Genomic DNA, 11,047 nt, shown 5'->3' with positions numbered 1-11,047 from the left:
GCTGCTCCGTTTGCGGGTGCAAATATAGAACCCTTTTTGAATACACAATGACTTTTTTTGCCTTTTTTCTAAACCTTTTTTTAACCTTTTAAAAATTAATACTTTACATACAAAAGTTTTTTGATTTTGAACTTGAGATACCATCCATTATCCACTAAAAACAGGGAATCTTCTAGTTAACTATAGAAACATCATGTCATTCTATATATAAAGATGCAGTAAAAACACTACATTTAGTATATTTAAACCTTGACGACGACAAACAACAAGCGTAATAACCGGAAATGAAATCTGTTTTTGAAATACCTTATATATATATTGTATGAAAAATGCTTTTACAATATCTTTGCGATTCAAAATTTCCACTTGTAAGGAAATTACATATAACACATATATATAATGATTAAAATTACATTACCTGACGGGAGCGTCAAAGAGTTTGAAAAGAATAGCACTCCAATGGATGTTGCTAAAAGTATTAGTGAAGGTTTAGCTAGAAATGTTATCTCAGCTAGTTTTGAAGGAAAAACCATTGAAACCTCTACTCCGCTTACCACAGACGGCTCGTTAGTTTTATATACCTTTAATGATACAGCAGGTAAGAAAGCTTTTTGGCATTCATCTGCTCACGTATTGGCGCAAGCTATTCAAGATTTTTATCCGAACGCAAAGTTGACTATTGGACCTGCTATTGAAAATGGTTTTTATTATGACGTTGATTTTGGAGAAGATGTTATTTCTGAAAAAGATTTTGATAAAATAGAAAAGAAATTTTTGGAACGTGCTCGTGAAAAAGCAGAGTTTAAAATGCGTTCTATCTCTAAAGCTGACGCTTTAGCTTACTATGAAGCACAAAACAACCAATATAAGGTAGAGCTTATTGAAGGTTTAGAGGATGGTGATATCACTTTTTGTGATCACAGTGATTTTACCGATTTATGTCGTGGTGGTCATATTCCTAATACCGGAATTATTAAAGCTGTAAAAATCATGAATGTTGCTGGTGCATATTGGCGTGGTGATGAAAATAATAATCAGCTTACTCGTGTATACGGAATCTCTTTCCCTAAGCAAAAAGAGTTAAAAGAATATTTAGAATTACTTGAAGAAGCTAAGAAACGTGACCACAGAAAACTTGGTAAAGAATTAGAGTTATTTACTTTTTCTCAAAAAGTAGGACAAGGGTTACCTTTATGGTTACCAAAAGGTGCTGCCTTACGTAACCGATTAGAAGATTTCTTAAAAGCAGCTCAAAAGAAAGCTGGTTATGAAATGGTCATGACCCCACATATTGGTCAAAAGGAATTATATGTTACCTCTGGTCACTATGCTAAATATGGTGAAGATAGTTTTCAACCAATTACTACTCCAAAAGAAGATGAGGAGTTTTTATTGAAACCGATGAACTGTCCGCATCACTGTGAAGTATACAACCACAAACCTTATTCATATAAAGAATTACCTAAACGTTTTGCCGAATTTGGTACCGTATATAGATATGAACAAAGTGGAGAACTACACGGATTAACTCGTGTACGTGGATTTACTCAAGATGATGCTCATATTTTCTGTACTCCGGAACAATTAGATGAGGAATTTAAAAATGTAATCGACTTAGTATTGTATGTATTTGGTTCTTTAGGTTTTGAAAATTTCACTGCTCAAGTATCTATTAGAGATATGCAAAACCCTGACAAATACATAGGTTCTGTTGAAAATTGGGAAAAAGCTGAGCAAGCAATTATCAATGCCGCTAAAGATAAAGGTTTAAACTATGTGATTGAAGAAGGAGAAGCTGCCTTTTATGGTCCTAAGTTAGACTTTATGGTTAAAGATGCTTTAGGTAGAAGTTGGCAATTAGGAACTATTCAGGTAGATTATAACTTACCAGAGCGTTTCGATTTACATTATAAAGGAGCAGACAATCAATTACACCGCCCAGTAATGATTCACCGTGCACCGTTTGGTTCTATGGAACGTTTTATTGCAGTATTACTTGAACATACTGGTGGTAATTTCCCACTTTGGCTAACTCCAGAGCAAGTTATTATACTGCCAATCAGTGAGAAATATCAAAATTATACCAAAAAAGTTTTAACTTTGTTGGAAAATTCCGAAATTCGCGCCCTCGTTGATAACCGTAACGAGAAGACAGGAAGAAAGATTCGTGATGCCGAAGTTAACAAAATACCATTTATGGTCATTGTTGGTGAACAAGAAGAAAAAGACGGCACAGTATCTGTAAGGAAACATGGCGAAGGGGACTTAGGAACGTTTACTATAGAAGAATTCATTTCTCTAATACAGAAAGAAGTTAGTGAGACGTTGGTTCCTTTTGGAAATTAAAAAAGATAGTAATTTTAAATTTATAAGTCATAGCAATTAGAAGAAAAGGTGGGAGAAAACCCGCAAGAGTAATTAAAGAAGATCAGCATAGAATTAATGATAAGATTAAATATGTTGATGAAGTTCGTCTTGTAGGCGATAACGTAGAAGTAGGTGTATATTCTTTAGCTAAAGCAAAAGAAATAGCACAAGAGTTAGAATTAGATTTAGTTGAAATATCACCTAAAGCTGTTCCTCCTGTTTGTAAAGTTATTGATTACAAAAAGTTCTTATACGAGCAAAAGAAACGTGAAAAAGTTTTAAAAGCAAAAGCTACCAAAGTAACTGTAAAAGAAATTCGTTTCGGGCCTCAAACTGACGAACATGATTATGAATTTAAAAAGAAGCATGCTATCAAGTTTTTACAAGATGGTTCAAAACTAAAAGCTTTTGTTTTCTTTAAAGGTCGTTCTATCGTATTTAAAGAGCAAGGTCAAATTTTATTATTAAAGTTAGCCCAAGATCTTGAAGAATACGGTAAAGTAGAACAAATGCCAAAGTTAGAAGGAAAGCGTATGATTATGTTTATTGCTCCTAAAAAGTAAAAAATAAGATTACGATTAAAATATATAAGCAAGATAAAACTAAAAACAAAGATGCCTAAAATTAAAACAAAATCTAGTGCCAAGAAACGTTTCAAGTTAACTGGTTCTGGAAAAATCAAAAGAAAGCATGCGTTTAAAAGCCACATCTTAACAAAGAAGTCTAAAAAACGTAAGCTAGCATTAACACACGCTACATTAGTACACAAGTCTGATGAAGCAAACATTAAGCAACAATTAGTTTTAAAATAATTGTTAGCTAGGTAGTAAATTAATTATTAACCATGGAGTTGGGCACATTAAGAACTTTTAAATAAGTCGCCTACTACAAAAACAATTTGAATTATGCCAAGATCAGTAAATTCAGTAGCTTCAAGAAATAGAAGAAAGAAAATCTTGAAGCAAGCAAAAGGTTACTTTGGGCGTCGTAAAAACGTTTACACTGTAGCAAAAAACGCGGTTGAAAAAGGAATGCTTTATGCATACCGTGACCGTAAAAACAATAAGAGAAACTTCCGTTCATTATGGATTCAACGTATTAACGCTGGAGCTCGTCAGTTCGGAATGTCTTACTCACAGTTTATGGGGAAAGTAAAAGCTAATAACATCGAATTAAACCGTAAGGTTTTAGCTGATTTAGCTATGAACAACCCAGAAGCTTTTAAGGCCATTGTAGAAAAAGTAAAATAAGTTTCATAACCTTGCTTATACTAAAAACCCAAACCTCAACGTTTGGGTTTTTTTAAACTATCTTATATTATTATTGAAATAAAAAATATCTATCCTATGAAATTTTTAAAAATAGCATTCATCTTTATTTTTACTCAAAGTATTATTGCTCAAGATAATGCTCCAACGCAGCCTAACACCGTTGAGAATCAATTTATTGAACTTTATAAAGAATCAAACAATTATCAAATTTATAAGGTAATAAAGAAAAATGAATACTTGAAGCTACAAAAAAGCATATTAGATAGTATAAAAGTAATTAAAACGGATGCTGCTTCTAAACAAGTTAAAATAAACGAACAACAAAAAAGCATTACCGAGTTACAAGCAAAAATAGATACGTTAAATAAAGATTTAACAACTTCTATAGACAAAGAGGATGCTATCTCATTTATCGGAATTCCACTACAAAAAACTACATATAACACCATAGTATGGGGAATCATTTTTGCTTTACTAGCTGGATTAGCCTTCTTTATTTATCGATTTAATAATAGTAACATAGTTACTAAAGAAACTAAAAGTTTATTAGCTGATACTGAGGAAGAGTTTGAGCAACACAAAAGAAAATCTTTAGAGAAAGAACAAAAATTACGCAGACAACTGCAAGATGAAATAAATAAACAACGAGGTGTAAATTAACCTTCTTGTTAACACATAAAACAAAAAAGCAACTCGTAAATGAGTTGCTTTTTTTTATACACCATATTTTTCATTTAATTTCGTTCCTGAATAGATTCAATATTAGAAAATACTCATACAAAAATGAGAGAACAACTAGAAAAGTATTTTAATCGATACGTTACTTTTAACGATAACGAAATAACTCTTATTTACGAAAAGTTAAAAGTAAAAACCTTTCAAAAAAAAGAATTCCTTTTGAAGGAAAACACGGTTTGTAAATACCACTATTTTATTATCCAAGGACTTGTTCGCTCTTTTTATATAGATAGTAAAGGGAATGAAAAGATTACTCTTTTTGCCCTAGACAATTGGTGGGTAACTAATATGGAAAGCTTTCTAAAAAAAACTCCTTCAACACAATATATTCAAGCAATTGAAAACACTACTGTATTATGTATTTCTAAAGAAGAGTTAGACGATTTATATCTAAAAGTTCCTAAACTGGAGCGTTTATTCAGAATTATTACTGAAAATATGCTTATTGCCAATCTTCGTAAAACGGATGTTTTTCTTCAAATGAAAAGTAGTGAGCGTTATTTTAATTTTGTAGAAAGCTTACCAAACTTTGTTCAACGAGTTCCTCAATACATGATTGCTTCGTATCTAGAAATCACCCCTGAATATTTAAGTGAACTTAGAAGGCGAGCAAAATAATTTTCTTTCTTAAGATGTCTTAATTTTTATCTTTTGTTTAGTTTCTAATTTTACTCCATAATTATAAAACACAAAAATTATGGAACGTATTACATACCAAGATATCCCAAGTGGCATGTTTGAAAATTTAATGGCTATTGAAAACTCTCTTAACAATTCTGTTATAGATGTAAAATTATTAGAATTAATACGATTAAGAGCTTCACAAAAAAATGGATGTTCTTATTGTGTAGATATGCACTACAAAGAATTAAAGCATTTAGGTGAAACTGAATTACGTCTTTCTTCATTATGTGTTTGGGAAAGCACTCCTTATTTCTCAGAAAAAGAAAGAGCTATACTTGCACTTACAGAATCTCTAACTTATATAGATACTAGCCCGCTTTCAAACGAAATGCATGAAACATTAGCTACGCTATTTTCAAAAGAAGAAATATGTTATATTGCATTAGCTATTTCACAAATAAATACCTGGAATCGTTTAATGAAAGTTTTCGAATTTACTCCTGGTAATTATAAAGTGAATCATTAAAACCAATTTATCATGTATATAAAAATTACAGTACTCTTCTTACGATTATCACTTGCAGCTAGTTTTCTATCTGCTGTAGCGGACAGATTTGGAATGTGGAGTAAAGAAGTTTCTGTTTGGGGTAACTGGAATAACTTTGTAGCCTATACTCAATTAATAAACCCATGGTTTCCTCAAGCTCTTATTTCACCTATCGCTTTTTTATGTACAATTGCTGAAATAGTATTTGCTGTTTGCTTACTTATTGGTTTTAAAACAAAATTAGTTGCTAAGCTAAGTGGTTACCTTTTATTAGCTTTTGCACTTTCCATGTTATTTAGTACTGGCGCTAAGGCACCATTAGATTACTCTGTATTTAGTGCTGCTGCAGCTGCTTTTGCTTTAAGTTACATTAATGAAAGTTTTTTTGAAGTTGACACTCTTTTAAAAAACAAACAAAACATTGATTAATATATTTCTCTTTAAAAAGCAGTCTTAACATTAGGCTGCTTTTTTGATTTTTTATGTTATTTCATGTAATTTCGTTGTAAAACGATGTTTCTTGAAAAAAATGACATCTAAAAAAGTCAAAAATGACACACGCACCGCTATTAGAATATATTAATAAGTATATAGCTTTTACTGCTGAAGAGGAATCTATATTACTCTCTAAAACAACACATAGAAGTTATCTTAAGGGGCAGTACATAACACAACAAGGAGATGTTTGTAAAACTGTCAATTTTATTACCTCGGGTTGTACCAAAACTTTTTATATAGATAAAGAAGGGCAAGAACACATTGTTATGTTTGCTATTGAAGATTGGTGGACAAATGATATGGGTAGTTTTATTTCGCAAACACCTGCTGATTTTAATGTGCAATGTTTAGAAAATACAGAACTCATTCAATTCACCTATGAAGCTTTAGAAGAACTGTATGCTGAAATTCCAAAACTGGAGCGTTTATTCAGAAAAATAGTTGAACGTGCTTTTGTAGCTTCTCAAAAAAGAATCATCAGAAATTTTAGCTTAACTGCTAAGGAACGCTATTTAATTTTTAGAGAAAGCTACCCAAAAATAGAACAACGAATTCCGCAATATATGATTGCTTCGTACCTAGGAATAACCAAAGAGTTTTTAAGTAAAATTAAGAGTCAGCTTATTTATGAGCAATAATGTTAAACTAGATTAACATCATTTCATAAACTACTTCATTTTATAACTTATAAATGCTACAGATATTTGTAGTATAATATTTAAGACAAATAAAATGAGTACATTACTAGAAAAAATTAGTGCAATAAACGATATGATTCTTCAAGGAAAAGCTTTAGAAGCTTTTGATCTGTTTTACCATGAAGATGTAGAAATGCAAGAAAATGATCAACCTATCGTTACAGGAAAAGAAGCTAACAGACAAAGAGAGGAAGATTTCTTTGGAGCAATTACAGAATTTAGAGGTGCTAAACCTTTAAAAGTAACCATTGGAGAAAATTCTACCATGGTTGAATGGCACTTTGACTACACACACAAAGATTGGGGTGTAAGAAATTATACTCAAGTTGCTGTTCAGGATTGGAAGGATGGAAAAATCATCAAAGAAAAATTTTATTACGGAGCATAATTTATTCTAACACTTAAACTATTAAAAAATGAAAAATTCAATTAAAAAAATTACAGCAGTAATCTTACTAGCTTTGGTTACTTTTTCTTTTACCACACTTAATGACAAGAAAGAAATTAAAGTTGACAAAAGTAAAGTTGTTTGGAAAGGATATAAAGTAACAGGATCTCACGAGGGGACTATTGCCATAAAATCAGGTTCTTTAACTTTTGACAATAACAAGTTAGTTGGCGGAGAATTTATTATGGATATGTCTACCATTGCTAACACAGATTTAAATGGAGCTTATAAAGGGAAATTAGAAGGTCATTTAAAATCTGATGATTTCTTTGGTGTAGAAAAACACCCAACAGCTTCTTTAGTTTTTACCAATGTAAAAGCTACTGGTAAAAACTCATACGAAGTAACTGGTGATATTACCATTAAAGGAAAAACAAACTCAATCACATTTGATCTTTCTGTTTATGGAAACAAAGCAAATGCTACTTTAAAAGTAGATCGATCTAAATTTGATGTACGTTATGGTTCTACAAGTTTCTTTGACGGATTAAAAGACAAAGCTATTTATGACGAGTTCGACTTAGTGGCTGATTTAGAATTTTAATATTTTTTAGAATATCTTTTCTAAAACAAAAAGCAACTCTTTAGTTACCAAGTGTAACTAAAGAGTTGCTTTTTTAGTTTGATTATCATTTTATTTATCACAGCTTATCACTTTTAATAAGTGAAACAAATATTATTATTGAAAAAGTATGCAACATTAAAAATAAACTTACGTCTTTAGCTTAAAACAAAATGACATTAAACTTTAAAACAGTCGTATTTACTTTAATTATTTGTAGCATAATTATTAGTTGTAAAACCAAAAAACATCAACGAGTAGATGATATAGCTATATTAATTTCAAAGGAACTAGACACTTTAATTTCTAAACCTGAAATAAATGGAGCTTCGTTAGGAGTTTATTACAAAGGAAAAACTTATGAATTTCATAAAGGTAAATTAGATAAAGGGATGAACACCTACCCTACCAAGAATACAATATATGAAATAGCATCCTTAACAAAAACTTTTAGTGGTATTCTGTTAGCTCAAGCTATAACTGAAGGAAGGGTATCTTTAGATGATGACATTAGAAATTACTTAAAAGGTAATTTTCCTAATTTAGAGTATCAAGGGCACCCAATTACATTTCGAAATTTGGTAACTCATAGAAGTGGCTTACCAATTATTTTCCCAAACAAACCCGAAATTTTCACCTCTTCAAACAAAGAAAAGCTTCCTTTTCTGATTACTGACCTACAAAAAGATTTTACAAAAAAAGATTTTTTTAACGAACTTCATATGGTAAAGATAGATACAGTACCGGGAACAAAATTTGGATATTCGAATCCTGGAGCAAATCTATTAGGTTATTGTTTAGAGAATATTTATAAAATGTCATTTGAAGAGTTATTAACAAAGAAAATATTAACTCCTTTAAAAATGAATAATACCAAAATAACATTAACAGAAGAAGAAAAAAAACTCTTAGCACAAGGATATAATGGTAAAAACCAAAAAATGCCTTTTGAACCTGAAATGCCAATGAAAGCAGCAGGTGGTATTCTATCTACTACAGGAGACATGATAAAATACATGAGATTCCATTTAAATCAAAACGATGAAGTAATTAAAATCTCTCATAAAAAACTACTTGGGTTATGGGAAGATTTCGACAATGGACTTTTCTGGCAAATATTTATCAATAAAAACAAACCCGATATAATTTTTCAAAATGGTGGAGCATTTGGCACCTCCTCTTGGTTAACTCTAATACCTAATAAACAAATAGGAGTTTTTATTATAACTAACAAAAAAGATGACAAAACCCATAATCATTTAAAAAACACTCTAGATAAGATTATAGATAAATTGAAATAAAAATCTCATAATTTATACATGTATCTTAAATAGCAACTTTTAATAATTAAAGTGTATAATAAATCCCGAGCAATAAACTCGGGATTTTATTTTATGCTAAAACTGTTCCATTCTTAGTTACAGTATATAGATTGCATACTTTTATGACAACCCTGAAATTACTCCTTTGTTATCAATCGTCATATTTTCAGAAGCAGGAATTGCAGGTAACCCAGGCATACGCATCATTTTTCCTAAAATAGGAATGATAAATTGTGCTCCAGCAGCAATTTCTATTTCACGAACATTTACAGTAAATCCTTCTGGTCTTCCTATTAAACTTTCATTGTCTGAAAAAGACTTTTGTGTTTTTGCCATACAAATAGCAAAATCGTTAAATCCTAATCGATCTATTCTTCGTAAATTTAATTCGGCTTTTTTATCATAGGTTACTCCTGTTGCTCCATAAATTTCTTTAGCAATCTTCTCTATTTTTTCTTTTACAGGACTTTTCCAATCGTACAAAGGTTTATACTGCGTAGCCTTATTTTCAACTACATCAACTACGGCCTCTGCTAATTTTTTAGTTCCCTCTCCTCCTTTAGCCCATCCTTCTGAAACAACCGCTTGTACACCTAAACTAGCACAAGCATCAATTACATAATTTACCTCTTCTTCAGTGTCAGAAATAAAAGAATTGATGGCTACTACAGGCTCAATATTAAACTTTCTAATGTTTTCTATATGCTTTTCTAGATTTTTAAATCCATTTTGTACACGCTCTAAACTTGGAGTATTGTATTCTTCTTTTGGCGAACCTCCATGATGACGCAATGCTCTTATTGTTGCTACTAACACAACACATTTAGGATTTAAACCTGCATATTGTGATTTTATGTTCAAGAATTTTTCTGCTCCTAGATCTGCTCCAAAACCTGCTTCTGTTACTACGTAGTTTGATAAAGATAATCCCATTTTAGTGGCTATAATCGTATTAGTTCCTTGAGCAATGTTTGCAAAAGGTCCACCATGAATAATTGCAGGATTTTCTTCTAAAGTTTGTACTAAATTAGGTTTAATAGCGTCTTTTAATAAGATAGCCATAGCATCTTGCGCTTTTAAGTCACGAGCAAAAACAGGCTTTTTATCAAAAGTAAACCCAATAAAAATATTTCCTAAACGCTCTTTTAAATCGTCAAAACTAGTCGCCATACACAAAATCGCCATTACTTCAGATGCAGGAGTAATATTGAATCCGTCTTCTCTTGGAATTCCGTTTGCTGTCCCCCCTAAACCAATTGTTATTTGGCGTAAAGCACGATCGTTCATATCTATTACACGCTTCCATAAAATGGTTCTTGGATCAATATTTAAATTATTGACGCTACTTTGTATATTATTATCAATTAAAGCTGATAATAAATTGTTAGCTTTTTCAATGGCATTGAAATCTCCTGTAAAATGTAAATTGATATCCTCCATAGGAACTACCTGAGAATATCCTCCTCCTGCTGCACCTCCTTTGATTCCAAAAACAGGCCCCAATGAAGGCTCGCGCAACACAACCGTAGCTTGTTTTCCTATTTTATTTAATCCTTCAGTTAAACCTATAGAAACTGTGGTTTTCCCTTCTCCTGCTGGAGTTGGTGTTAATGCAGTTACCAACACCAAGTTATTTTCTTTTATTTTCTCTTCATCAATCAAATTTAAAGGTAATTTAGCTTTGTATTTTCCATACATTTCTAAATCATCTTCCTTTATATGTAACTTATCAGCTATGTGTTTAATATGTTGTAATTCTTTTGCTTGAGCAATTTCAATATCGGTTAAATGCGCCATTGCAAATCGTTTAAAATTTAAGTTATTCTGTTTTTAAAAAAAGTAAGTAAATATACACAATATAATTCCTATAAAATCTGACATTTATTAGCAATTTCTTCCTAAATATTTCCCAATGACGTAAATATGGTAAAAGAATTGGCTTTTTTTTTATTGAAACGCTATATTTGCACGT

13 protein-coding genes are annotated in these 11,047 nt (G+C 31.1%); 12 read left to right on the top strand and 1 reads right to left on the bottom strand.

Annotated elements, in window-relative coordinates; translation table 11 throughout:
• Positions 1 to 399 precede the first annotated feature (399 nt).
• From thrS to ACQY6M_RS06520, 12 genes are all read left to right on the top strand, one after another.
• The gene (thrS, locus tag ACQY6M_RS06575) at positions 400 to 2,346 is read left to right on the top strand and encodes a threonine--tRNA ligase (RefSeq protein WP_428744932.1); all 1,947 of its coding nucleotides are present in this window, start codon (positions 400 to 402) and stop codon (positions 2,344 to 2,346) included.
• A gap of 71 nt (positions 2,347 to 2,417) precedes the next feature.
• Positions 2,418 to 2,930 (top strand): translation initiation factor IF-3, encoded by a 513-nt coding sequence (gene infC / locus ACQY6M_RS06570; RefSeq protein WP_428741656.1) that lies wholly within the window; start codon positions 2,418 to 2,420, stop codon positions 2,928 to 2,930.
• Positions 2,931 to 2,981: 51 nt separating this feature from the next.
• Entirely contained in the window at positions 2,982 to 3,179 is a 198-nt protein-coding gene (rpmI, locus tag ACQY6M_RS06565; RefSeq protein ID WP_028891165.1) for a 50S ribosomal protein L35, read from the top strand.
• Positions 3,180 to 3,272: 93 nt separating this feature from the next.
• On the top strand, positions 3,273 to 3,617 hold the full coding sequence (gene rplT / locus ACQY6M_RS06560) for a 50S ribosomal protein L20 (RefSeq protein ID WP_028891166.1): 345 nt from the start codon (positions 3,273 to 3,275) through the stop codon (positions 3,615 to 3,617).
• A 96-nt stretch (positions 3,618 to 3,713) separates the two neighbouring features.
• Positions 3,714 to 4,298 carry a hypothetical protein gene (locus tag ACQY6M_RS06555; RefSeq protein ID WP_428741211.1) on the top strand — a complete coding sequence of 195 codons (585 nt, stop codon included), beginning with the start codon at positions 3,714 to 3,716 and terminating at the stop codon, positions 4,296 to 4,298.
• 123 nt (positions 4,299 to 4,421) lie between these two features.
• On the top strand, positions 4,422 to 4,994 hold the full coding sequence (locus ACQY6M_RS06550) for a Crp/Fnr family transcriptional regulator (protein WP_428741212.1): 573 nt from the start codon (positions 4,422 to 4,424) through the stop codon (positions 4,992 to 4,994).
• A 79-nt stretch (positions 4,995 to 5,073) separates the two neighbouring features.
• Complete coding sequence (locus tag ACQY6M_RS06545) at positions 5,074 to 5,526, top strand: carboxymuconolactone decarboxylase family protein (RefSeq protein WP_428741213.1); 453 nt, start codon at positions 5,074 to 5,076, stop codon at positions 5,524 to 5,526.
• A 12-nt stretch (positions 5,527 to 5,538) separates the two neighbouring features.
• On the top strand, positions 5,539 to 5,976 hold the full coding sequence (locus tag ACQY6M_RS06540) for a DoxX family protein (RefSeq protein WP_428741214.1): 438 nt from the start codon (positions 5,539 to 5,541) through the stop codon (positions 5,974 to 5,976).
• Between the two features lie 122 nt (positions 5,977 to 6,098).
• On the top strand, positions 6,099 to 6,683 hold the full coding sequence (locus ACQY6M_RS06535; RefSeq protein WP_428741215.1) for a Crp/Fnr family transcriptional regulator: 585 nt from the start codon (positions 6,099 to 6,101) through the stop codon (positions 6,681 to 6,683).
• 94 nt (positions 6,684 to 6,777) lie between these two features.
• Positions 6,778 to 7,131 carry a SnoaL-like domain-containing protein gene (locus tag ACQY6M_RS06530; protein ID WP_428741216.1) on the top strand — a complete coding sequence of 118 codons (354 nt, stop codon included), beginning with the start codon at positions 6,778 to 6,780 and terminating at the stop codon, positions 7,129 to 7,131.
• Between the two features lie 28 nt (positions 7,132 to 7,159).
• The gene (locus ACQY6M_RS06525; protein ID WP_428741217.1) at positions 7,160 to 7,735 is read left to right on the top strand and encodes a YceI family protein; all 576 of its coding nucleotides are present in this window, start codon (positions 7,160 to 7,162) and stop codon (positions 7,733 to 7,735) included.
• 191 nt (positions 7,736 to 7,926) lie between these two features.
• Positions 7,927 to 9,054 (top strand): serine hydrolase domain-containing protein, encoded by a 1,128-nt coding sequence (locus tag ACQY6M_RS06520; protein ID WP_428741218.1) that lies wholly within the window; start codon positions 7,927 to 7,929, stop codon positions 9,052 to 9,054.
• A gap of 141 nt (positions 9,055 to 9,195) precedes the next feature.
• On the opposite strand, the gene ACQY6M_RS06515 is transcribed toward ACQY6M_RS06520, so the two are convergent.
• Complete coding sequence (locus ACQY6M_RS06515; RefSeq protein ID WP_428741219.1) at positions 9,196 to 10,872, bottom strand: formate--tetrahydrofolate ligase; 1,677 nt, start codon at positions 10,870 to 10,872, stop codon at positions 9,196 to 9,198.
• Between the last annotated feature and the right edge of the window lie 175 nt (positions 10,873 to 11,047).

It is taken from the genome of Tenacibaculum sp., from assembly GCF_050290165.1.
Lineage (GTDB): Bacteria > Bacteroidota > Bacteroidia > Flavobacteriales > Flavobacteriaceae > Polaribacter.
The sequence above is the reverse complement of the archived record's forward strand: the minus strand, read 5'-3'. Positions and strand labels throughout refer to the sequence as shown.

Excerpts from the sequence above, each read along its gene's own strand:
- ACQY6M_RS06550 (WP_428741212.1), top strand. The coding sequence starts at position 4,422 with ATGAGAGAACAACTAGAAAAGTATTTTAATCGATACGTTACTTTTAAC.
- ACQY6M_RS06555 (WP_428741211.1), top strand. The coding sequence starts at position 3,714 with ATGAAATTTTTAAAAATAGCATTCATCTTTATTTTTACTCAAAGTATT.
- thrS (WP_428744932.1), top strand. The coding sequence starts at position 400 with ATGATTAAAATTACATTACCTGACGGGAGCGTCAAAGAGTTTGAAAAG.
- rpmI (WP_028891165.1), top strand. The coding sequence starts at position 2,982 with ATGCCTAAAATTAAAACAAAATCTAGTGCCAAGAAACGTTTCAAGTTA.
- ACQY6M_RS06535 (WP_428741215.1), top strand. The coding sequence starts at position 6,099 with ATGACACACGCACCGCTATTAGAATATATTAATAAGTATATAGCTTTT.
- rplT (WP_028891166.1), top strand. The coding sequence starts at position 3,273 with ATGCCAAGATCAGTAAATTCAGTAGCTTCAAGAAATAGAAGAAAGAAA.
- ACQY6M_RS06530 (WP_428741216.1), top strand. The coding sequence starts at position 6,778 with ATGAGTACATTACTAGAAAAAATTAGTGCAATAAACGATATGATTCTT.
- ACQY6M_RS06515 (WP_428741219.1), bottom strand. The coding sequence starts at position 10,872 with ATGGCGCATTTAACCGATATTGAAATTGCTCAAGCAAAAGAATTACAA.
- ACQY6M_RS06540 (WP_428741214.1), top strand. The coding sequence starts at position 5,539 with ATGTATATAAAAATTACAGTACTCTTCTTACGATTATCACTTGCAGCT.
- ACQY6M_RS06545 (WP_428741213.1), top strand. The coding sequence starts at position 5,074 with ATGGAACGTATTACATACCAAGATATCCCAAGTGGCATGTTTGAAAAT.
- ACQY6M_RS06520 (WP_428741218.1), top strand. The coding sequence starts at position 7,927 with ATGACATTAAACTTTAAAACAGTCGTATTTACTTTAATTATTTGTAGC.
- ACQY6M_RS06525 (WP_428741217.1), top strand. The coding sequence starts at position 7,160 with ATGAAAAATTCAATTAAAAAAATTACAGCAGTAATCTTACTAGCTTTG.